Below are 21,831 nucleotides of genomic sequence, written 5' to 3' on the forward strand. Positions count from 1 at the left end.
CCGGAGCGCGTGGCACGCGCTCCGGGGCCGACCGTGCTCACACCCTTACGGGGCGAGGATCGACATCGGGTTCGACGTGGGACCTGGTCAGTCGTTGACGCAGGTGTTGCCGAAGGCCGGGTTCAGCAGACCGATGATGTTGACCGTGTTACCGCAGGCGTTGATCGGGATGTGGATGGGAACCTGCACCACGTTGCCCGAAACGACGCCCGGGCTGCCAACGGCGGCGCCGCTCGCACCCGCATCGGCGACGGCCATGCCCGCGCCCGCCAGCATCAGACCACCGGTGGCGGCCACAACAGCGACGACCTTCTTGATCATCATTCCTCCTTGTAGGCAATGCGGTCCCAACCGCGGACCGCACCACCTGTAACGAGGGGGAGGTAACGGGGCTACGTGGTGCTGACCGCGTTCACCCATTTCGGTCGTGTGTGCACAGGCGGTCGATTATTGGAGTTTCGTTTCAGCCGACTAATCGCCCTGTCCGGCGATCAGCTCGCGTCGATGAACCGGTCCAGCACCCTGACACCGAACTTGAGTCCCTCCACCGGCACCCGCTCGTCCACGCCGTGGAACATGCCGGCGAAGTCCAGTTCCGGCGGCAGTCGCAGCGGCGCGAACCCGAAGCAGCGGATACCGAGGTCGTCGAAGGACTTGGCGTCGGTGCCGCCGGACAGCATGTACGGCACCGCCCGGGCGATCGGGTCCTCCGCCTTCAGCGCCGCCTGCATCGCGTCCACCAGGTCTCCGTCGAAGCTGGTCTCCAGCGCCTTGTCGCCGTGCACGTCCTCGCGCCGTACGCGCGGCCCGAGGATGCGGTCGAGGTCGGCGAGGAACTCCTCCTCGTACCCCGGCAGGAACCGCCCGTCCACGTGGGCCGTGGCCTGGCCGGGGATCACGTTGACCTTGTAGCCGGCGCCGAGCATGGTGGGGGCGGCGGAGTTGCGGAGCGTGGCGCCGATCATCTTGGCGATGCCGCCCAGCTTGGCCAGCGTGGCCTCCATGTCCTCCGGGTCCAGCGGGGTGCCGAGGGCGTCGGACAGCTCGTCGAGGAACGACCGGACGGTCTTGGTGACCCTGACCGGCCAGGTGTGCCGACCGAGCCGCCCCACCGCCTCGCACAGCTCCGTGATGGCGTTGTCCGTGTTGGTCATCGACCCGTGGCCGGCCGTGCCGTCGACCGTGAGCCGCATCCAGTGCATGCCCTTCTCCGCGGTCTCGACCAGGTACAGCCGCAGGTTCTCGTTGACGGTGAAGGAGAAGCCGCCGACCTCGCCGATCGCCTCCGTCACGCCCTCGAAGAGGCCGGGGTGCTTGTCGACGAGGTGCCGGGCGCCGTACGTACCGCCCGCCTCCTCGTCGGCCAGGAACGCCAGCACGATGTCGCGCGGGGGTTTGCGGCCGCTGCGCAGCCTGTCCCGTACGACCGCGAGGGTCATCGCGTCCATGTCCTTCATGTCGACCGCGCCGCGGCCCCAGACGCAGCCGTCGGCGATCTCGCCGGAGAACGGGTCGTACGTCCAGTCGTCCGCGTTCGCGGGCACGACGTCGGTGTGGCCGTGGATCAGGAGCGCGGGCCGCGAGGGGTCCTCGCCGGCGATCCGTGCCACGGTGGAGGCGCGGCCCTTGTGGGACTCGATGATCTTCGGTTCGAGGCCCACCTCGGCGAGCTTCTCCGCGATGTACTCGGCGGCGGCACGCTCCCCCGGGCCCGAGTGGTCGCCGTAGTTGCTGGTGTCGATCCGGATCAGGTCGCGGCAGAGGTCGACGACCTCGTCCTCCCCGGTGACGGTGGCATCGGCGGTTCGTGCCGCGCTCGACTCGCTCACGCTGGTTCCTCCCGCGTAGGTGCTGCTGGTCCCCTCATCCTGCCCCCTCCGTCGTCGCGGGCGGGGGCGTGATCGAGCCCTCCGAATGTTTGCTATGGTTTTCCACGTCGGAACGGCCACGGGCCGCGAGACAGACACCTGGTCCGGGTGGCGGAATGGCAGACGCGCTAGCTTGAGGTGCTAGTGCCCTTTATCGGGCGTGGGGGTTCAAGTCCCCCCTCGGACACACAGTTGGTACGCGAGTGGCGCGGGTTCGGCCGGGAGGCCGGGGCCGCGCTTTCGCGTTGTCGGGGTTCGCATAGGCTCGGCCGCACGATGAAGAACACTCTGGATCCGCTGGAGCCCAAGGCGGACAAGGCCACCGTGCGGCGGCACAACCTCAGCCTGGTGCTGCGGGCCGTGCACGACGAGGGCGAGGCGACCCGGGCCGCGGTCGCGGCGCGGGTGGGACTGACCCGGGCGGCGGTGTCGTCGCTGGTCGAACAGTTGCTGGTGAGCGGATTCCTCACCGAGTCGGGCAAGACGTTCAGCGGGCACGCCGGGCGGCCGGGGACGGCGCTGCGGGTCGCGCGGACCGGGCCCGCCGGGCTCGGGGTGGAGATCAACATCGATTACGTGTCGGTGTGCGTCGTGGACCTCGCGGGCACCGACCGGGTGCGGCTCACCGAACACCTGGACAACCGGGGCGTACCGCCCGGCGAGGTGCTGGAGCGGGCCGCCCGGATCGCCGCGCGGACGCTGGACTCCGCGGCGGAGCAGCAGCTCGCCCCCGCGGGGGCGCGGCTCGCGCTGCCCGGTCTGGTGTCGGGGGGCACGGTGCGCCAGGCGCCGAACCTCGGGTGGAACCGGGTGGCGGCGGAGGGGCTGTTCGCGCAGGCGCTGTCCGCCCTGCTGCCCGGCCGGCGGGCGCTCTGTGTGGGCTCGGACAACGAGGCGAACGCCGCCGCCCTGGCCGAGTTGTGGTTCGGCGGGCTGGAGCGCGTACGCAGCTTCCTGTACCTGACGGGCGAGATCGGGGTGGGCGGGGCGCTGGTCGTCGACGGCGAGCTGATGCGCGGGGCACACGGTTTCGCGGGCGAGATCGGGCACGTGGTGGTGGACCGCGACGGCCCCGAGTGCCGGTGCGGTTCGCGTGGCTGCCTGGAGCAGTACGCCGGGCAGGCGGCGCTGCTGCGGGGTGCCGGCATCGACGAGCAGGCCGGGATGCCGGGTGTGGTGGAGGTGGAGCGGCGGGCCGGACGGGGCGATGCCCGGGCGGTGGCGGCGCTGGAGCGGGCGGGGCAGATGCTCGGGCTGGTCGTGTCCGGCGCGGTGAACCTGCTGGACCCGGACGCGGTCGTGCTGGGCGGGATCTACCGGGGGCTGATGCCGTGGCTCGGGCCGGCGGTGGACGAGGAACTGACGGCCCGGGTCGTCTCGGGGCTGTGGCCCGCGGGGAGCGGCCGGCTGCGGGCGTCGTCGTCCTCGGGGGACGCGGCGCGGGGGGCGGCGGCGCTGGTGGTACGGGACGTGATCGCGGACCCGGCGGGGCATGTGGAGCGGGTGGCGGGTTAGGGCGGTGGGCGGGCCCGGCGCGGGAGCGCCCCGGGCCCGGGGAGTCGCAGCCGGGCGGTCGGCGCGGGGCGTCCGGCCCGGCGTGGTGCGGAAGCCGCGCCGGGTGGGCGCGGGGCGGCCCCGGTCCGGCGTCCCCGGAGGGGCTGCCCGGGGCGGGCCCGGTCCCCGAACCCGATGGGCCGGTGCCGCCGGTCCGGCGTGATGCGGGTCCGGCGTGGTGCGGTGCGGGGTGAAGCGGCAACGGGCATCGCCGCGGCTTGGCGCCGCGTCGGAGCATGGGGCCGGAATCACCCCCGCGTGGGCACACCGTGGGCGTGCGGCCCGGTCCTGGCGTCTTGGACCGGGCCGGGCCCGACCGGGTCAGTGGGCGGAGAGGAGGTGGTTCAGGGCCAGTTGGTCGAGGCGTTCGAAGGACATGGAGCGGGATGCCGCGGCGGTGACGTCGAAGGACTCGTAGGCGGAGGGGTCCGCCAGCAGGGAGGAGAGGCCGTCTTCGGCCGTGGGGCGGGCCAGGTCGGGGAGGCGGGAGGTGGACAGGGCCTCCTGGACCCGCGGGTCGGCGCGGAACGCGGCGGCGCGGTCCTTGAGGACGAGGTAGTTGCGCATGCAGTTCTTCGCGGACTCCCAGACGCCGTCGAAGCCGTCCGTGCGCACGGGCTTGAAGTCGAAGTGGCGGGGTCCGTCGTAGCCGGCGCTCTCCAGCAGGTCGACCAGCCAGAACGCCTGGCGCAGGTCGCCCGCGCCGAAACGGAGATCCTGGTCGTACTTGATGCCCGACTGGCCGTTGAGGTCGATGTGGAAGAGCTTCCCGGCCCACAGGGCCTGGGCGATGCCGTGGGGGAAGTTGAGGCCGGCCATCTGCTCGTGGCCCACCTCGGGGTTCACACCGACCAGATGGGGGCGCTCCAGGCGTTCGATGAAGGCGAGGGCGTGGCCGATGGTGGGCAGCAGGATGTCGCCGCGCGGCTCGTTGGGCTTGGGCTCGATGGCGAAGCGCAGGTCGTAACCCTGCTCGGTGACGTACTGGCCGAGCAGGTCGAAGGCTTCCTTCATGCGGTCGAGGGCGGCGCGGACGTCCTTGGCCGCGCCGGACTCCGCACCCTCGCGGCCTCCCCACGCCACGTACACCGTCGCACCGAGCTCCACGGCGAGGTCGATGTTGCGCAGGGTCTTGCGCAGCGCATAGCGGCGGACGTCGCGGTCGTTGGCGGTGAAGGCACCGTCCTTGAACACGGGGTGGGTGAAGAGGTTGGTGGTGGCCATCGGCACCTTCATGCCGGTGCGTTCCAGGGCGGCGCGGAACCGCTTGACCGCGGTCTCGCGTTCGGCGTCGGAGGAGCCGAACGGGATCAGGTCGTCGTCGTGGAAAGTCACCCCGTACGCGCCGAGTTCGGCGAGGCGCTCCACCGACTCGACCGGGTCGAGCGGGGGGCGGGTGGCGGTGCCGAAGGGGTCGACCCCTTGCCAGCCCACGGTCCACAGACCGAAGGTGAACCTGTCCTCGGGGGTGGGGGTGAAGCGGTCCTGCATGTCTGCCCCTTCGCTGCTCACGGTAGCCGTACGGCCAGATTTGTTTTTTGTGATTATTAATAGAGCAGGCGGGGCGTCGCGGCAAGAGCGGTGGTGCTGGTGTCTTCCCTCCGCCAATTTGTTTTGTGTACGATCAAAAGATGGACCGACTCAGGTACGTCATCGGGGTGGACAGCTCCACGCAGTCCGCCAAGGCGGCCGTCGTCGACGCCGACTCCGGTCGGGTCCTGGCCGTCGGGCGCGCGGCCCACACCGTGAGCGGGTCCGACGGGGCCCGTGAGAGCGATCCGGAGCAGTGGTGGCGGGCGCTCGTGGACGCCGTGGGGAGCGCCCTGGACGGCTTCGACCCCCGCGCCGTCACCGGCGTCGCGGTCGCCGGCCAGCAGCACGGCCTCGTCGCCCTCGACCGCGCCGGGCGCCCCCTGCGGCCCGCCGTGCTGTGGAACGACACACGCTCCGCGCCCCAGGCCGCCGCCCTCACCGCCGAGCTCGGCGCCCGGGGCTGGCTGGAGCGGACCGGCTCCGTGCCCGTGGCGTCCATGACGGCGGCCAAGTGGCGCTGGCTGCGGGAGAACGAACCGCGCAGGGCCGAGGCGACCGCCGCCGTACGCCTCCCCCATGACTTCCTCACCGAGCGGCTGAGCGGGGTGGCCGCCACCGACCCCGGGGACGCGTCGGGCACCTGCTGGTACAACACCGCGACCGGGGCGTACGACCCCGAGCTCCTCGGCCTCCTGGGCCTGGAGCGGGCCATGCTGCCGGCCGTCGCGCCCGGCGGCGCGACGCGCGTCGGGACGCTGACCTCCGCCGCGGCGAAGGAGCTCGGCCTGCCCGAGGGCGTCGCGGTCGCCGCGGGCACCGGCGACAACATGGCCGCCGCCGTGGGCCTCGGGCTCGGCCGGGCCGGGCTCCTGGACCATCCGGTGGTCTCCCTCGGCACGTCCGGGACGGTCTTCGCGGCCACCGCGACCCGGCCCGCCACGGCCGCGCTCGCCGGTTTCGCCGCCACCGACGGCACGTACCTGCCCCTCGGGTGCACCCTCAACTGCACGCTCGCCGTGGACAAGGTGGCGCACCTGCTGGGCCTGGACCGCGAGGACGCCGCCCCCGGCGGGGAGGCCGTCCTCCTCCCGTACCTCGACGGCGAGCGCACGCCCGACCTGCCGGGCGCCTCGGGGCTGCTCACCGGGTTGCGCCACGCCACCAGCGGGCGGCAGCTCCTCGGCGCCGCGTACGAGGGGGCGGTCTTCACCGTCCTGCGCGCCCTGGAGGCGCTGCCGCCCGCGACGGCGGACGCGCCGCTGCGGGTGATCGGGGGCGGCGCGCGGGGCCGTACCTGGGTCGAGACCGTGCGCCGGCTCTCCGGGCGGGCCGTCGTCCTGCCCCGTACCACCGAACTGGTCGCCCTGGGCGCCGCCGCGCTCGCGGCGGGCGCCGTCACCGGCGACGACCCCGTGGCCCTCGCCACCGCGTGGCGGACCGGCGAGGGCGCGACGCTCCCGCCGGTCGAGCGGGATCATGGCACGTGGGACCGGATCGCCGCGGTCCTCGACACCTACATCTCCCTGGGAACGCGATGAAGTTCACGGACGGCTTCTGGCTGATGCGCGACGGCGTGCACGTCTCGTACGCCACCGAAGTGCGCGATCTGCACGTCAGCGACGACCACTTCACCGCGTACGCGGCGGTCAGGCGGGTCGAGCACCGGGGGCACACCCTCAACTCTCCGCTCATCACGGTGGAGTGCTTCTCGCCCGCCGAGGGCGTCATCGGGGTGCGCGCCACCCATCACGCCGGGAAGGCCCACCGCGGCCCGGACTTCGCGTTGCGGGACGCGGGGACGGGGGACGCGGAGGGGGAGGGCCCGGAGGTGGTGTACGCGGCCCGGACGCGGCGCGAGGGCTCGGTCACCGAGCTCACCAGCGGACCGCTCACCGTCCGCCTGGACGGCGACGGCCCCTGGGGGCTGACGTTCCTCGACGCGGACGGCAGGCGCCTCACCGCCGTGGAGGCCAAGGGGACCGCGTTCGCCACCACCGGTGACGGCGCGCACCACATGGTCGCGCAGCTCGCCCTCGGGGTCGGCGAGTACGTCTACGGGCTCGGCGAGCGCTTCACGCCGTACGTGAAGAACGGCCAGTCCGTCGACATCTGGCAGGCCGACGGGGGCACCAGCAGTGAGCAGGCGTACAAGAACATCCCCTTCCACCTCTCCTCGCGCGGGTACGGCGTGTTCGTCAACCACCCCGGCAAGGTGTCGTACGAGATCGGCTCGGAGTCGGTCGGGCAGGTGCAGTTCAGCGTCGAGGACCAGTCGATCGAGTACTACGTCGTCGCCGGGCCCACGCCCAAGGAGGTCCTGGCCCGCTACACCGCGCTGACCGGGCGGCCGGCGCTCCCGCCGGCGTGGTCGTTCGGGCTGTGGCTCACGACGTCGTTCTGCACGCCGTACGACGAGGAGACGGTCACGTCCTTCGTGGACGGGATGGCCGAGCGGAACATCCCCCTGTCCGTCTTCCACTTCGACTGCTTCTGGATGCGTGAGTACCAGTGGACGGACTTCCGCTGGGATCCGGACACCTTTCCGGATCCGGAGGGGATGCTGGCCCGGCTCAAGGAGCGCGGTCTGCGGATCAGCATGTGGATCAACCCGTACATCGCGCAGAAGTCGGCGCTGTTCGAGGAGGCGGCGCGGCTCGGGTACCTGGTGAGGAGGCCGAACGGCGACATCTGGCAGTGGGATCTGTGGCAGGCCGGGATGGCGCTGGTCGACTTCACCCACCCCGAGGCACGCGCCTGGTTCCAGTCCAAGCTCAGGACGCTGCTCGACCAGGGCGTGGACTGCTTCAAGACCGACTTCGGCGAGCGGGTGCCGACCGATGTGGTGTGGCACGACGGGTCCGACCCGGAGCGGATGCACAACTACTACACGCACCTGTACAACCAGTGTGTCTTCGAACTGCTGGAGAAGGAGCGCGGGGCGGGTGAGGCCGTGCTGTTCGCGCGGTCGGCGACGGCGGGCGGGCAGCAGTACCCGGTGCACTGGGGCGGCGACTGTTTCGCGTCGTTCAACGCGATGGCGGAGTCGCTGCGCGGCGGGCTGTCCCTGAGCCTGTCCGGGTTCGGCTTCTGGAGCCATGACATCGGCGGCTTCGAGGGCACGCCCGACCCGGAGGTGTTCAAGCGCTGGCTGGCCTTCGGCCTGCTGTCGTCGCACAGCAGGCTGCATGGGAACATGTCGTACCGCGTGCCGTGGGAGTTCGGGGACGAGGCGGTGGAGGTGGCGCGGCAGTTCACCGAGCTGAAGCACCGGCTGATGCCCTATCTGTACGGCGCCGCCGTGGAGGCGCACCGCGACGGGACGCCGCTGATGCGGCCGATGCTGCTGGAGTTCCCGGACGACCCGGCCTGCCGGACGCTGGACCGGCAGTACATGCTCGGCCCCGGCCTGCTCGTCGCGCCGGTGTTCACGGCGGAGGGTGACGTCGAGTTCTACCTGCCCGAGGGCGACTGGACGCATCTGCTGACCGGCGAGACGGTGACCGGGCCGGTCTGGCGGCGTGAGACGCACGGCTTCGACAGCCTGCCGCTCTACGTGCGGCCGGGCGCGGTGCTGCCGCTGGGCGCGGACGACCAGCGGCCCGACGGCGACTGGACGTCGGGGCTGACGCTGCTGGCCCAGCGCGACGCGGACGGCGTGGTGGTGACGGTGCCGGACCACCGGGGCGCGCCGGCCGCCACGTACACGGCCGTACGGGACGGGGGGACGCTGCGGGTGACGGCGCGGGGCACCGACCGGCCGTTCCGGGTGCGGGTGGTCGGCGGGGGTTCCGCGCGCGGCACGGGCGAGGTCGTCGTCCGCCTGCCCTGAGCGCCGGTCGCCCCGCTCCACCGCGCGGGGCGACGGGCGACGGGGCCGTACGGCTGTCCCGAGCGGCGGTTTACCGTGGGGCGGTGAGACGCAGGACGAAGACCCCGCCGGCCCCGCTGCCGCAGCGCGCCGGTGTCGACCCGGTGCGGCTGCGGCTGCCCGCCGACCCCGAGGGGGCGTGGGCGACCGTGCGGGACCACCTGGCGGGGCGGTACGCGGGGGCGATCGGGGCGGCGCGGGTGGACGCGATGCTCGCGGAGGGGCGGTTCGTCGGGGCGGACGGGGTGCCGGTCGGCGGGGACGAGCCGTACACGGCGGGGCGGTACCTGTGGTTCCACCGGGACCTCCCGGCCGAGGAGCGGGTGCCGTTCGAGATCGGCGTCGTCCACCGGGACGAGCGCGTCGTGGTCGCCGACAAGCCGCACTTCCTCGCGACGACGCCGCGGGGACGGCATGTGACCGAGACGGCGCTGGCGCGGCTGCGGCGCGAGCTGGACCTGCCGTGGCTCCAGCCCGCGCACCGGCTGGACCGGCTGACGGCGGGGCTCGCGCTCTTCGTCGTCAGGCCGGAGGACCGGGGCGCCTACCAGACGCTGTTCCGGGACCGGCTGGTGCGCAAGGAGTACGAGGCGGTGGCGGCGTACGATCCCGGGCTCGCCCTCCCCGTGACCGTGCGCAGCCGGATCGTGAAGGAGCGGGGCGACCTGGCGGCCCGTGAGGAGGCGGGCGAGCCGAACAGTGAGAGCCGCGTCGAGCTGCTGGAGCACCGGGGCGGCCTCGGCCGGTACCGGCTGGTCCCGGAGACCGGCCGGACCCATCAGCTGCGGGTCCACATGAACGCTCTCGGCGTACCGATCCTGAACGACCCGCTCTATCCCGTCGTGCGGGAGGAGGGGCCGGAGGACTGGACGCGTCCCCTGCAACTCCTCGCGCGGACGCTGGAGTTCACCGATCCGTTCACCGGTTCCCGGACGAGCTTCACAAGCCGCCTGACCCTCACCGGCCTCGATTGACGCGAGCGGGCGGGTGCGTCTTTCGGCCGTACGGGGGCGGGGACGGCACCTCGCGTTCGCAGCGATGGAGCAGTCAGACCGGCTGCGCCACAGCGTCCACAGGCGAGCACGCGCGAGGCATCGCAGGGTGGGATCCGGACGCGCCGACGAACGCATTCGAGCAACACACAGCCACATTCGCCCGTTCGCAAGAACCATGCCGCGCGCGATCTCTTCGAACAGTCCCGTTCGGTGACACCGGCGCAGTGCTCTGACCGTGCAGGTTCACCGGGTTGCCGTTCGCGGTGCGGGCCTTGCGCCCGGTTGGATGTGACGACATCCAACCTGGTGCGTGGAGGCGCGGTGGCAGAGCCGGTCAAGGTCCGCAGACTGACCGACCAAGAAGGGCAGAGGCTTCAACAGATCGTGCGCCGGGGCGGTACCAGCACGGTGCGCTACCGGCGGGCGATGATGATCCCGGCCTCGGCCGGAGGTAACCGGGTCCCGGTGATCGCCCAATTAGGCCGTGTATCGGAAGTGAATCTTGTACATAGGGTGTCGGCATGTCGCTGAGCCGCATAGCCCTCTCGTCCGGACGTTCAATCGAGCTCACCGAGCTGCAAATGTCTTCAACCTACGGAGGGATGCTGGAGGGCTACCCGTGCAAGCCCATCAATGACATGAAGGTCAGGGGCCTCCAGCGGCAGGCTGAACGTGCGTTTCCCTCCACACCGGTCCATCTGGTTCCACCCTCCCGCGAGTACCCGGACCAGACCGCCGGCGCCTTCGGCCCCGTCGAGGTACTGCCTTCCGTTGCCTGCATCGGGGCCTTCCGCTCGACAGCGGTCGCTCCTGAACTCGACCCGGTGCTGCACCATTCCGCTCTCACCGTGGTCTGGTTCCAGACCAGCTTGGATGTCCCGTCGGGCGAGGACGCCGACCTTGTGCTGCGCAACATTCGCTGGGAGGAGCTGGCGCAGGACTATGAGCTCTAGGCCGATGAGGACACCGTCCGCGACGTGATCCACCGGTTCAACGAGATCGGCCTGGCCTGCCTGGACCCTCAGTGGGCGGGAGGCCGTCCCCGCCTGCTCAGTCCTGACGACGAGGACTTTGTCGTGCGGACGGCCACCACCCGCCCCCTCGAACTCGGCTGGCCCTTCACTCGCTGGTCCATCCGCAAACTCGTCGCCCATCTGCGCAAAGCCCAGGGCAGGGTGATCCGCATCGGCCGCGAGGCATTGCGAACTTTGCTTGCCCGCCGCGGGATCACCTTCCAGCACACCAAGACGTGGACGGAGTCAACCGACCCCGACCGCGACGCCAAGCTCGACCGGATCGAGCACGTCCTGGAGCACTTCCCGGACCGCACGTTCGCCTTCGACGAGTTCGGCCCGCTGGGCATACGCCCCACCGGCGGCACTCGCTGGGCCGAAAAGGACCGGCTCGACCGGCTGCCGGCGACCCGTGATGGCGCTCCTTGAAAACGGCCACCCCTCGCTCGGGGTGACCCCACACCTGCCCAGTGGATCTCCCCACCCATCGTGCATCTGACTGTCCAGGGTGGCCCGGAGGCCAGCGCGAAGCGCGGCCGCAGGGGCCTCTGACCGGCCGGCACGGCCCGCACACTGCACGAGCGGGTGGCGCCGGTCGTCTACGCGAGCGACGCCGGCTCAGTTTGTCCTGGCCACCCAGGCCATGGCCAGGGCGGGGGTCACGCACGAGAGGAGGGCAAGCGTCCGGGCGTATCCCGCTACCTCGAGTTCCAGGGCGGTGGGCAGGAGCAGTGCCACGCCAGTCAGGAGGATGCCGAGCGCGGGCAGGTGGACTTCGGGGCGGAATCTGCGCAGCCGGTGCAGGTCCTTCGCGCCGGCGTACGCCTTCAGGCCGCCACCTATGACCAGGATCAGGGGCCAGATCCAGAGACCGAAATACACGACGAAGATCAGGCGGGGCTTGGAGCGTTCACCGTTTTCGGTCACGGGGCTGCCAGGGTCGCGGGGAGCGTAGTGGACTTCGATCCCGGTACCGGGCGCGGGCGGCTTGTAGCGGGTGTACATGCCGGTGACGGTGACCTCGCGGGGGCCGTCCTCGTAGGGGATCCGCAGGGTGAGGTCGGTGAGGTAGTACGGCTCGATGTCCTCGTCGCCCTCGTGGAACTCGGGCTTGCCCGCGAGTCGGACAACCCTCACCTCGTACTCGCCGTATCCGGCACGCTCCAGACGCTCGGTCTCGCGGCCGTAGGAGCTGCTGACGGTGAAGGCCGTCAGAAAGGCGGCGAAGGTGGCCAAGGGGACGCCGAAGCCTATGAGGTAGGGCAGGACTGGGTTCGGCTGCCGGGTCTTGCGAATGGGCTCGCTGAACGGGTCGGGGACACGGGCAGCGGCCCTGTACGAGGCGATCACCCAGCCCGCCGCGCAGACCACGGCGAGGCCGGCGAGGACCAGCTCGGCTACGAGCGGCGGGTACGGCGAGACCCCCCAGATGGAGGCGGCCACGGCGCCCGCCCCGCTCAGGACCATGCCCCAGCCGGTGAACGTGGTGGCGGCACTGCGGGCGGGCATGCTCATGGCGTGCAGCATATGAGGCCCGGTCCGGGCGCTGTCGCGGGCTCCCGGCACCTGCCCGGTCGGTCGAGCGCCCGCTGCCGTCGTCACGTTCGGCCGCGTCCAAGGGTAGAAGGTTGTTGCGGGCAACAAGGCGCCTTCAGGGGGAGAGATCACCCAGTGCGCCACGCGTACAGCGCTCGAACGGGCGGTGAGTCCTGATCACGAGTCGCCGCCGCCGGGAGCCGGACAGTCCCCGTCCGGGGGGCCGGTCCCGGTCATGTTCTCGATCGGACAGCCCCTGCCTGGGCTTTGCGGGCGAGTAGATGGACCTCCTGGAACTGCCGTCGGTCGGTGGGCTGAGGCTCGCGAACCATCCGGGCCACCTCGACCAATCCGGCCTCGCGCAGCATCGCGGCGAGGTGATCAGGCAGCCAGCGATAGGCCGGCGTGACCGCGTGATCGAAGACCTGTGTCGGATGAGACGGATCTTCGCTTGCCCAAAAGCCGACCAGAAGGTGGCCGCCCGGTGCCAGCACGCGGTGGAACTCGTCCAGGATGACGGGGAGTTCTTGTGGCGGAGTGTGGATGATGGACCAACGGGAGAGTACGCCGCCCAGCACGCCGTCAGCGATGTTCAACGCGGCCATCGAGCCCACGTCGAACCGCAAGGACGGATAGGCCTGTCGAGCCAGCTTGATCATTGCGGGAGAGGCATCGACGCCGAACGCCGCCGGCCCCAGCTCGTCCAGATACGCGGTGACATAGCCAGGTCCACACCCCAGGTCCGCGACCCGACCGTCCCCAGTCGCACTCGCGACCTCGGCGAAGGCACTCAGGATCGCACGGTCCAGGGGCCTGTCACGCAGCGTGTCGCGGAACTGCTGCGCATACACGGGGGCAGCAGCGTCGTAGGCCTCGCGGGTGGCACTGAAAGCATCGTGTTCGACCATGCTCGCGACAGTAGTTCCCGGCGCTGAGGCGAGCCGGGAGAATGACGATCTTCTCTTCCGCCTGTTCCCTGGCGGGGTAATCGGTCCACTGCCGGATCGGTCCGGCCGCGGCGGGCGCTCGTGCTGCTGATGTCCGCCCAGGGCCGGAGCGTCAAGGACATGGGCATGATGCGGCCGTTCGTGGTGATGCCCAGGGAGGCGCTGAGGTTCGACCACGGTGCGGGCGGCCACGGCGGCGGCCACCACGGCTGACGCCCCCCGTACGACGGAACCCCCGCCGGACGACGCTGTCAGGCGGGGGTTCTCGCGTCTGCGGAGCGTCAGCCCTGCTGCGCCGCGGTGAGGGCGAGGACGCGCTTGCGGACCAGGAACCAGCCACCGACCAGCAGGGCCGCGATCAGCGGCAGCAGGTTGACGGTGGTCCGGCCGACGCCGCCGCCCCACCACATCAGACCGAGGACGGAGACGAGGAACACCAGCGTCACGATCTGCGTGTAGGGAGCCCAGGGGAGCCGGTAGGACGGCCGGCTGACCTTGCCCTCCTTCGCGCGCGACCAGAACAGCAGCGAGCAGAGCATGATCATGCCCCAGGTGCCGAGGATGCCGATGGAGGCGAGGTTCAGCACGATCTCGAAGGCCTCGCCCGGCATGACGTAGTTGAGGCCGACGCCCAGGACACCGAAGCCGGCGGTGAGCAGGATGCCGCCGTAGGGCACCTGGCCCTTGTTCATGCGGGCGGTGAACCTGGGGGCGGACCCGGACATGGCCATCGAGCGCAGGATGCGGCCGGTGGAGTACAGGCCCGAGTTCAGGCTGGAGAGCGCGGCGGTGAGGACGACCAGGTTCATGATGCCGGCCGTGCCCGGGATGCCCAGCTTGTCGAAGACGGTGACGAAGGGGCTCTGGTCGCCGGAGTACGAGGTGTACGGCAGCAGGAGCGCGAGCAGCACGACGGAGCCGACGTAGAACAGGCCCACGCGCCACATGATCGAGTTGATCGCCTTCGGCATGATCTTCTCGGGGTTCTTGGTCTCACCGGCGGCGACGCCGCACAGCTCGACGGAGGCGTACGCGAAGACGACGCCCTGGACGACCATCAGCATCGGCAGCATGCCGGCCGGGAAGATGCCGCCGCTGTCGGTGATGGTGGACAGGCCCGGGGTGTGGCCGCCGACCTCGTGCTGGGTGACGACGAGGAAGATGCCGACACACATGAAGATCACGAGCGCGGCGACCTTGATGATCGCGAACCAGAACTCCATCTCGCCGAAGTACTTCACCGAGATCAGGTTCGCGGTCAGGACGACGGCGAGGGCGATCAGGGCGAGGACCCACTGCGGGACGTCGCTGAACATGGCCCAGAAGTGGGCGTAGGTCGCGGCAGCGGTGATGTCGGCGACGGCGGTGGTCGACCAGTTCAGGAAGTAGAGCCAGCCGGCCGTGTAGGCGCCCTTCTCCCCCATGAACTCACGGGCGTACGAGACGAAGGCGCCGGAGGACGGGCGGTAGAGCACCAGCTCACCGAGCGCGCGGACGACGAAGAAGGCGAAGACGCCGCAGACGGCGTACGCGATCGCCAGGGAGGGGCCCGCACCCGCAAGGCGGCCACCCGCACCCAGGAACAGGCCGGTGCCGATCGCGCCACCGATCGCGATCATGTTGATGTGGCGGGACTTGAGGTCCTTGCTGTAACCGGCGTCACCGGCGTCGATGTGGGGGGCGCCCGTCGCCGGCGGCGTACCGGGGCTCAGGGTGTCGGCCGCAGGCATGGTGCGGTCACTCATCTGGAAGTCGCCTTTGTGAGGGGTCGTGCGGTATCAGCCGTACGCCGGTGATGAGGATGGTCACCGTGATGGCATAAAGGCCAGGCCACATAGTCACGGCTGCGCTGCGGTTTTGGCTGTGGCCTATGTCACGTACGGGCGGATCTGAGGTGTTTCTGAGGTTACCGGCCGGTTAATCGGCGTCAGCAGTTTAAAGGGAACCTCGGGGCGCCAGGACATCGAGCTCGCGCAGGGCCCCCACCGCGATCTCGCGGGTCAGCTCCTCGGCGCGCGCCGCGTCCCTCTCCCGTACGGCCTCGGCGACCCGGACGTGGAGCGTGACGGCGGCCGGATCGGGGTCGTCGAACATCACCCGGTGCTGCGTGCGGCCGGTGAGGACCTCCGCGACGACGTCGCCGAGGCGGGCGAACATCTCGTTGCCGGAGGCGTTCAGCACGACGCGATGGAAGGCGATGTCGTGCACCAGGTACGCCTCCAGTCGACGGCCGCGCGAGGTGGCGACCATGCCCAGGGCGTGCTCGGTGAGGTCGCGGCACTGCTGCGGGGTGGCGTGGACGGCGGCGAGGCCGGCGGCGACCGGTTCGACGGCGGAGCGCAGGACGGTGAGCGAGCGGAGCTGGCGGGGGCGGTCGGCGCCGGCCAGGCGCCAGCGGATGACCTGGGGGTCGTAGACGTTCCACTGCTCGGTGGCGCGGACGGTCACGCCGACGCGACGGCGCGACTCGACGAGGTGCATCGATTCGAGGACGCGGACCACCTCGCGGACGACGGTGCGGGACACCTCGAAGCGCTGGGCGAGTGCGTCGGTGCGCAGGACGCTGCCGGGCGGGTACTCCCCCGCTGTGATCGCGAGGCCCAGGGTGTCCAGCACATGCGTATGGAGCCCCCGGGCCTGAGTCGTCATGTGCATAGCGTAACCGGGCCCAAAAAGTATGACTTTTATGTCACAGGGTCTTGTATACGTCGTACCCGATGGGTTTCAGTGTGCGGCGACGGAGTCGATGTCGAGGAAGACAGCGAGGCGCACACCCATGCAGAACCCACCGGTCGTCGTTGTGATGGGCGTGGCGGGCACCGGCAAGACCACCATCGGTCCGCTGGTCGCCGAGCGCCTGGGCGTGCCCTACGCCGAGGGCGACGACTTCCACCCCGAGGCGAACATCGCCAAGATGTCGGCCGGCACCCCGCTGGACGACGACGACCGGTGGCCCTGGCTCGACGCGATCGGACAGTGGGCACAGGGGCGAGCGGGCCTCGGCGGGGTGGTCAGCGGTTCGGCGCTGAAGCGGGCCTACCGGGACCGGCTGCGGGCCGCCGCCCCGGGCGTCGTCTTCCTGCATCTGACCGGCGACCGGGCGCTGATCGAGGAGCGGATGACCGCGCGCAAGGGGCACTTCATGCCCACCGCGCTGCTCGATTCGCAGTTCGCCACGCTGCAGCCGCTGGGGGACGACGAGGCCGGCGTCGCCGTCGATGTGTCCGGCACCCCCGAGGAAATCACCGACCGGGCCGTCGCCGCGCTGCGCCGGCTCGCCAACTGAGGACTCCCTGTGACCAGTCTCCACGTCGAGATGCTGGCAGCGGACGCCGCCGAGCCGATCACATCGGCGGGCAACGCCCAGCTGGGCATCGCGGTCCTGGCGGGCATCGCCGTCATCGTGCTGCTCATCACGAAGCTCAAGCTCCATGCCTTCCTGGCGCTCACCATCGGCTCCCTCGCCCTGGGCGCCTTCGCGGGCGCCCCGCTCGCCAAGGCCGTCGAGTCCTTCACCAAGGGCCTGGGGTCCACCGTCGCCGGTGTGGGCGTGCTCATCGCACTCGGCGCGATCCTCGGCAAGCTGCTCGCCGACTCCGGTGGCGCCGACCAGATCGTCGACACGATCCTCGCCAGGGCGGGCGGCCGGGCCATGCCCTGGGCGATGGTGCTGATCGCCTCCGTGATCGGGCTGCCGCTGTTCTTCGAGGTCGGCATCGTGCTGCTGATCCCGGTCGTGCTGCTGGTCGCCAAGCGCGGCGACCACTCACTGATGCGGATCGGCATCCCGGCCCTCGCCGGGCTGTCCGTGATGCACGGTCTGATCCCGCCGCACCCCGGGCCGCTGGTCGCCATCGACGCGCTCGGCGCGAACCTGGGCGTCACGCTCGCCCTGGGTGTCCTGGTCGCCATACCGACGGTGATCATCGCCGGGCCGGTGTTCTCCCGCTACGCGGCGCGGTGGGTGGACGTCCCGGTGCCCGAGCACATGCTGTTTTCCACCGGGGGGTCCCCCCAGGCCCCCGCGCAGCGCGCGTCGGAGGAGCTGGAGCGGCGGCCGGGCTTCGGCGCCACGGTGGCGACGGTGCTGCTGCCGGTGGTCCTGATGCTGGGCAAGGCGCTCGTGGACATCGTCGTCGACGATCCCGGGAACCACGTGCAGCGGGTGACCGATGTCATCGGCTCGCCGCTGATCGCTCTGCTGGCGGCCGTGCTGGTGGGCCTCTTGACGCTGGGCCGGGCGGCCGGGTTCACCAGGGAGCGGCTCTCGTCGACCGTCGAGACGTCACTCGCCCCGATCGCGGGCGTGCTGCTCATCGTGGGCGCGGGCGGCGGGTTCAAGCAGACGCTCATCGACGCGGGCGTGGGCCGGATGGTCCTGGAGTTCTCGGAGAACTGGTCGATCCCGGCCCTGCTGCTGGCGTGGCTGATCGCGGTGGCGATCCGGCTGGCGACCGGCTCGGCGACGGTCGCCACGATCTCGGCGGCGGGGCTCGTCGCGCCGCTCGCGGCGGACATGTCGACGACGCACGCGGCGCTGCTGGTGCTGGCGATCGGCGCCGGTTCGCTCTTCTTCAGCCATGTGAACGACGCCGGGTTCTGGCTGGTGAAGGAGTACTTCGGGATGAACGTCGGCCAGACGGTCAAGACGTGGTCGGTGATGGAGACGATCATCTCGGTCGTCGGCATCGTGATGGTCCTGCTGCTGTCGCTGGTGTTGTAGACGGTCGGGACACCCGGGCCGGCGGTCCGGAAATCGATGTCGGGGCGGGAGGCACGCGTGCCAGACTGGCGCGCATGCCTCCCGCCCTGAAGCCGTGTCCGCCGGCCTTCCCCGGGCCGCCGCGCGACCGGCTGGTCGCCGCCGCCGTGTCCGGCGAGAAGGTGCCGGGGAGCGGTCTGCCGGCCGAGTGCGAGGCGGGGGGCGAGGAACTCCCGCCGGTGAGCGAGGGGTCGGCGCTCATCGACTCGGACGGCCGCGAGGTCGCGGCGCCGGAACTCACCGAGGTGGGGCGCTGCCCCTCGGCGCGGTGGACCCGCGGCACGCGCTCGACGAGGGCGCGCGGTACGGCCCGGTCGCCGAGTGGCGGGCGGGGCACGAGGGGTCCCGGCGCAGCGCCGAGCGCGAGGCGCTCGGGGACCCGGACTTCACGGTCGACGACACCACGGTGATCGTCGCGGAAGGCTTCCGCGTGATGGAGGTGCTGGTGTGACGGGCGTGGACGAGGCCATCGCGGGCGAGCTGCGGCTGGCCGACCCGGCCGTGCGCGCCTCCCGCGCGGAGGCCGCCCGCCTGCTGCACCCCGACTTCGTGGAGGTCGGCGCCTCGGGACGGCGGTGGACCCGCGACGAGATGCTCGCCGAGCTCCCCGAGATGGCGGGCAGCTCCGAGGACGGCCCCCGCTACGAGATCTCGGGCCTGACGGGCACTCAGCTGGCGACGGACGTGGTGCATCTGACGTACGAATCGGTCATCGCGGGCCGGCGGGCGCGGCGCAGCTCCCTGTGGCGGCGCCGGTCCTGCCCCGAGGGCGCCGGCTGGCAGCTGTACCACCACCAGGCGACGCCGACCGACGGTGGCCGGGACATGGGACGTGTCCCGGACGCCGGATCATCCGGGTCGTAGGCTCGGCCCATGGTGCATGTACTCGGCAGCAGGATCTTGTTGAGCCCCACGGACCCCCAGCGGTCGCGCGACTTCTACGGGGAGGCGCTGGGGCTCGCGGTGTACCGGGAGTTCGGTACGGGCCCCGAACGGGGCACGGTGTACTTCCTCGGCGGCGGGTTCCTCGAGGTGTCCGGCCGCTCCACCGCCCCGCCCTCACCCGCCCTGCGGCTGTGGATGCAGGTGGCCGACGTGCGGGCCGCCCACGAGGAGTTGCGGGCGCGCGGGGTGGAGGTGCTGCGGCCCCCGCAGGAGGAGCCGTGGGGACTGATCGAGATGTGGATCGCCGACCCGGACGGCGTGCGCATCGCCCTCGTCGAAGTGCCCGAGGGCCATCCGCTGCGCTCCCGCCCCTGACGCGGGCTCACGTCCGGAGGGGCAGCTCCCAGCGGGCGAGCTCGCGGTATTCCTCGGTCACCTGCGTGTCGAAGGTCAGGGCAGCCGCGTTCGCGGGCACGTTGAACCGGAGCAGCACCGTCACGCGCTCGCCCGGGGCGAGGGTTTCCGGGAACCAGTCGTCGCCCGTGCGCGGGTTCTCGGGGTCGTGGGCCAGCCCCGCGAGGTCGCCCACGCCGCCGCGCCCGGCGGTGGCGTCGTCGTAACCGCTCACCTCCACGGTCCGGTCGCCGCCGTTGACGTACGTCACCGAGAACGCGTAGGTGAGGTGGCCCGGACGGCGTCCCGGGTCGCGGGGGACGGGCGGGATACGCCGCGCCTCGCCCACCGTGGCGCGTACCCCGTCCTCGTACGTGGCCGTCTGCCCCGGTGCCAGCGGGGCGCCGTAGCCGCCGCCGGAGGTCAGTTCGATCCCGGCCTTCACGTCCGCCTCCCGTTGCCCGGCCCGTTCCAGAAGCACCACGCCCACCACGAGCAGGACGGTGAGCGTGAGCACGAGGGCGCCGACGACGCAGCCGAGAGTCCTGGCGGGCGAGCGATGGGGCGCGGCGGGCCCGCCGGGGGCGGTAGCGACGTCGCGCGGGTCGCCGGTGGGCAGGCCGCCGGCCGGGAGTGGGTCGGTGGGGAGGGGGCCGCTGGTCATGATCCGACGCTATCGGCCCGCCGGGCCGCTCCCCCTGCGGTGGAGTACTCAACCCGCGTGGGCGGACGTACTCAGCCGACCGCCTTCGCCGCCGCGCGGCCCGCCGTACGGCCGGAGAAGAGGCAGCCGCCGAGGAAGGTGCCCTCCAGGGAGCGGTAGCCGTGGACGCCGCCGCCGCCGAAGCCGGCGGCCTCACCGGCCGCGTAGACCCCGGGGAGCGGGGTTCCGCCGGCGGTCAGGACGCGGGAGGAGAGGTCGGTCTCCAGGCCGCCGAGGGACTTGCGGGTGAGGATGTTGAGGCGGACCGCGACCAGGGGGCCCGCCTTCGGGTCGAGGACGCGGTGCGGCGCGACCGTGCGGATCAGACGGTCGCCGAGGTACTTGCGGGCGCCGTGGATCGCCGTGACCTGGAGGTCCTTGGTGAAGGGGTTGGCGATCTCCCGGTCCCGGGCGACGATCTCGCGGCGCAGCGCGGCCTCCTCGATCAGGGGTTCCTCGGTGAGGGCGTTCATGCCGCGCACCAGGGACGGCAGGTCGTTCTCGATGACGAAGTCGGCGCCGTGGTCCATGAACGCCTTGACCGGGCCGGGGACGTCGGCGCGCGCCCGGTCCAGGACGCCGCGGACCGACTTGCCGGTCAGGTCCGGGTTCTGCTCCGAGCCGGAGAGGGTGAACTCCTTGCCGATGATGCGCTGGTTGAGGACGAACCAGGTGTGGCCGTACCCGGACCTCATGATGTGTTCGAGGGTGCCGAGCGTGTCGAAGCCGGGGAAGAGCGGGACGGGGAGCCGCTTGCCGCGGGCGTCCAGCCAGAGCGAGGAGGGGCCGGGCAGGATGCGGATGCCGTGCCTGGCCCAGATGGGGTTCCAGTTCTCGATGCCCTCGGTGTAGTGCCACATCCGGTCGCGGTTGATGTGGTGGGCGCCGGCCGCCTCCGCGATGCCGAGCATCAGACCGTCGACGTGGGCGGGCACGCCGGAGAGCATCTTCTCGGGCGGGGTGCCGAGCCGCCGCGGCCACTGGGCGCGTACGAGGTCGTGGTTGCCGCCGATGCCGCCGGAGGTGACGATCACCGCCTGGGCCCGGTACTCGAACGCCCCGGCCACCTCCCGGCTGCTCGCCGTGCCGCGCGCCGCGCCGGACGGCTCCAGGATCTCGCCGCTGACGGTGTCGACGGCGCCCGCGGTGCGGCCCAGGCCCGTGACCCGGTGACGGAACGCGAGCCGGACCAGGCCCTTGGCGACACCCGCGCGCACGCGCCGCTCGAAGGGGGCGACGAGACCGGGTCCGGTGCCCCAGGTGATGTGGAAGCGCGGCACCGAGTTGCCGTGCCCGGTGGCGTCGTACCCGCCGCGCTCGGCCCAGCCGACGACCGGGAAGAACCGGACGCCCTGCCGGCGCAGCCAGGGCCGCTTCTCGCCGGCCGCGAAGTCGACGTACGCCTCGGCCCACTCGCGCGGCCAGTGGTCCTCGGCGCGGTCGAAGCCGGCCGTGCCGAGCCAGTCCTGCAGGGCGAGGGCGTGGCTGTCGCGGATCCGCATCCGGCGCTGCTCGGGCGAGTCGACGAGGAAGAGGCCGCCGAAGGACCAGTGGGCCTGGCCGCCGATCGACTGTTCGGGCTCCTGGTCCAGAAGGATGACGGTGCGTCCGGCGTCGACGAGTTCCGCGGTGGCGGCCAGCCCCGCGAGGCCCGCCCCGATCACGATCACGTCAGCGTCGTACGCCATGGGCACATCCTTGTCGGCAGGGTGGTCCGATCTTCGGTACCGGGCGGTAACGCGTCAAGCCCCGGGAGGCGCGGCCGGTGATTTCA

The 21,831-nt window shown here is 71.6% G+C and carries 19 protein-coding genes, 1 tRNA gene and 3 pseudogenes; 14 read left to right on the plus strand and 9 right to left on the minus strand.

Features of this window, described 5'->3' with window-relative positions:
* Nucleotides 1-87: 87 nt before the first annotated feature.
* The gene (locus ABZZ38_RS26435) at nucleotides 88-321 is read right to left on the minus strand and encodes a chaplin (protein ID WP_356744358.1); all 234 of its coding nucleotides are present in this window, start codon (nucleotides 319-321) and stop codon (nucleotides 88-90) included.
* 170 nt (nucleotides 322-491) lie between these two features.
* Nucleotides 492-1,829 (minus strand): M20/M25/M40 family metallo-hydrolase, encoded by a 1,338-nt coding sequence (locus ABZZ38_RS26440; RefSeq protein ID WP_356744360.1) that lies wholly within the window; start codon nucleotides 1,827-1,829, stop codon nucleotides 492-494.
* Nucleotides 1,830-1,970: 141 nt separating this feature from the next.
* On the opposite strand from ABZZ38_RS26440, the gene ABZZ38_RS26445 reads away from it, so the two are divergent.
* Nucleotides 1,971-2,055 (plus strand) — tRNA-Leu (locus tag ABZZ38_RS26445).
* Between the two features lie 89 nt (nucleotides 2,056-2,144).
* Nucleotides 2,145-3,383 carry an ROK family protein gene (locus ABZZ38_RS26450; RefSeq protein ID WP_356744361.1) on the plus strand — a complete coding sequence of 413 codons (1,239 nt, stop codon included), beginning with the start codon at nucleotides 2,145-2,147 and terminating at the stop codon, nucleotides 3,381-3,383.
* A 360-nt stretch (nucleotides 3,384-3,743) separates the two neighbouring features.
* On the opposite strand, the gene xylA is transcribed toward ABZZ38_RS26450, so the two are convergent.
* Nucleotides 3,744-4,913, minus strand: a complete 1,170-nt coding sequence (gene xylA, locus ABZZ38_RS26455) for a xylose isomerase (RefSeq protein ID WP_356744363.1) — start codon at nucleotides 4,911-4,913, stop codon at nucleotides 3,744-3,746.
* 140 nt (nucleotides 4,914-5,053) lie between these two features.
* Between xylA and xylB the strand changes: the two genes are divergently transcribed.
* The 6 genes and pseudogenes from xylB to ABZZ38_RS26485 form a co-directional block, all read left to right on the plus strand.
* Nucleotides 5,054-6,493, plus strand: a complete 1,440-nt coding sequence (gene xylB / locus ABZZ38_RS26460; RefSeq protein ID WP_356744365.1) for a xylulokinase — start codon at nucleotides 5,054-5,056, stop codon at nucleotides 6,491-6,493.
* A complete protein-coding gene (gene yicI / locus ABZZ38_RS26465) occupies nucleotides 6,490-8,784 on the plus strand; it encodes an alpha-xylosidase (RefSeq protein ID WP_356744367.1) in 2,295 nt (764 codons plus the stop codon). The genes xylB and yicI overlap by 4 nt, the downstream gene beginning before the upstream one ends.
* 83 nt (nucleotides 8,785-8,867) lie before the next feature.
* Nucleotides 8,868-9,797, plus strand: a complete 930-nt coding sequence (locus tag ABZZ38_RS26470) for an RluA family pseudouridine synthase (RefSeq protein ID WP_356744369.1) — start codon at nucleotides 8,868-8,870, stop codon at nucleotides 9,795-9,797.
* Between the two features lie 342 nt (nucleotides 9,798-10,139).
* A pseudogene (locus tag ABZZ38_RS26475) lies at nucleotides 10,140-10,337 on the plus strand (IS630 family transposase); the annotation flags it as partial.
* 2 nt (nucleotides 10,338-10,339) lie between these two features.
* Nucleotides 10,340-10,771: a hypothetical protein gene (locus tag ABZZ38_RS26480; RefSeq protein ID WP_356744371.1), complete on the plus strand. Its 432-nt coding sequence runs from the start codon at nucleotides 10,340-10,342 to the stop codon at nucleotides 10,769-10,771.
* A 24-nt stretch (nucleotides 10,772-10,795) separates the two neighbouring features.
* Nucleotides 10,796-11,242, plus strand: a pseudogene (locus ABZZ38_RS26485) (helix-turn-helix domain-containing protein); the annotation flags it as partial.
* 207 nt (nucleotides 11,243-11,449) lie between these two features.
* Here the strand turns inward: ABZZ38_RS26485 and ABZZ38_RS26490 are convergent.
* Entirely contained in the window at nucleotides 11,450-12,346 is an 897-nt protein-coding gene (locus ABZZ38_RS26490; protein ID WP_356744373.1) for a hypothetical protein, read from the minus strand.
* Between the two features lie 254 nt (nucleotides 12,347-12,600).
* On the minus strand, nucleotides 12,601-13,275 hold the full coding sequence (locus ABZZ38_RS26495; RefSeq protein WP_356744375.1) for a class I SAM-dependent methyltransferase: 675 nt from the start codon (nucleotides 13,273-13,275) through the stop codon (nucleotides 12,601-12,603).
* Between the two features lie 120 nt (nucleotides 13,276-13,395).
* Here ABZZ38_RS26495 and ABZZ38_RS26500 point away from each other — a divergent pair, with 120 nt between their 5' ends.
* A complete protein-coding gene (locus ABZZ38_RS26500) occupies nucleotides 13,396-13,527 on the plus strand; it encodes a hypothetical protein (protein WP_356744377.1) in 132 nt (43 codons plus the stop codon).
* A 68-nt stretch (nucleotides 13,528-13,595) separates the two neighbouring features.
* On the opposite strand, the gene ABZZ38_RS26505 is transcribed toward ABZZ38_RS26500, so the two are convergent.
* Entirely contained in the window at nucleotides 13,596-15,059 is a 1,464-nt protein-coding gene (locus ABZZ38_RS26505; RefSeq protein ID WP_356744379.1) for an amino acid permease, read from the minus strand.
* A gap of 190 nt (nucleotides 15,060-15,249) precedes the next feature.
* Nucleotides 15,250-15,963, minus strand: a complete 714-nt coding sequence (locus ABZZ38_RS26510) for an FCD domain-containing protein (RefSeq protein ID WP_356744381.1) — start codon at nucleotides 15,961-15,963, stop codon at nucleotides 15,250-15,252.
* A 127-nt stretch (nucleotides 15,964-16,090) separates the two neighbouring features.
* On the opposite strand from ABZZ38_RS26510, the gene ABZZ38_RS26515 reads away from it, so the two are divergent.
* The 5 genes and pseudogenes from ABZZ38_RS26515 to ABZZ38_RS26535 all read left to right on the plus strand — a co-directional run bounded on the left by ABZZ38_RS26515 (nucleotide 16,091) and on the right by ABZZ38_RS26535 (nucleotide 19,336).
* On the plus strand, nucleotides 16,091-16,600 hold the full coding sequence (locus ABZZ38_RS26515; RefSeq protein WP_356744383.1) for a gluconokinase: 510 nt from the start codon (nucleotides 16,091-16,093) through the stop codon (nucleotides 16,598-16,600).
* A 9-nt stretch (nucleotides 16,601-16,609) separates the two neighbouring features.
* Nucleotides 16,610-18,037 carry a gluconate:H+ symporter gene (locus ABZZ38_RS26520; protein WP_356744385.1) on the plus strand — a complete coding sequence of 476 codons (1,428 nt, stop codon included), beginning with the start codon at nucleotides 16,610-16,612 and terminating at the stop codon, nucleotides 18,035-18,037.
* 74 nt (nucleotides 18,038-18,111) lie between these two features.
* A pseudogene (locus ABZZ38_RS26525) lies at nucleotides 18,112-18,527 on the plus strand (RNA-binding protein).
* A gap of 5 nt (nucleotides 18,528-18,532) precedes the next feature.
* On the plus strand, nucleotides 18,533-18,940 hold the full coding sequence (locus ABZZ38_RS26530; RefSeq protein WP_356744433.1) for a nuclear transport factor 2 family protein: 408 nt from the start codon (nucleotides 18,533-18,535) through the stop codon (nucleotides 18,938-18,940).
* Nucleotides 18,941-18,949: 9 nt separating this feature from the next.
* Nucleotides 18,950-19,336, plus strand: coding sequence for a VOC family protein (locus tag ABZZ38_RS26535; protein WP_356744387.1), 387 nt, complete (start codon nucleotides 18,950-18,952; stop codon nucleotides 19,334-19,336).
* Between the two features lie 7 nt (nucleotides 19,337-19,343).
* Here ABZZ38_RS26535 and ABZZ38_RS26540 read toward each other — a convergent pair whose 3' ends face one another.
* Complete coding sequence (locus tag ABZZ38_RS26540) at nucleotides 19,344-20,018, minus strand: hypothetical protein (RefSeq protein WP_356744389.1); 675 nt, start codon at nucleotides 20,016-20,018, stop codon at nucleotides 19,344-19,346.
* Nucleotides 20,019-20,089: 71 nt separating this feature from the next.
* The gene (locus ABZZ38_RS26545) at nucleotides 20,090-21,745 is read right to left on the minus strand and encodes an FAD-binding dehydrogenase (protein ID WP_356744391.1); all 1,656 of its coding nucleotides are present in this window, start codon (nucleotides 21,743-21,745) and stop codon (nucleotides 20,090-20,092) included.
* Between the last annotated feature and the right edge of the window lie 86 nt (nucleotides 21,746-21,831).

Source organism: Streptomyces sp. NPDC006368 (genome assembly GCF_040612535.1).
Taxonomy (GTDB): Bacteria; Actinomycetota; Actinomycetes; order Streptomycetales; family Streptomycetaceae; genus Streptomyces.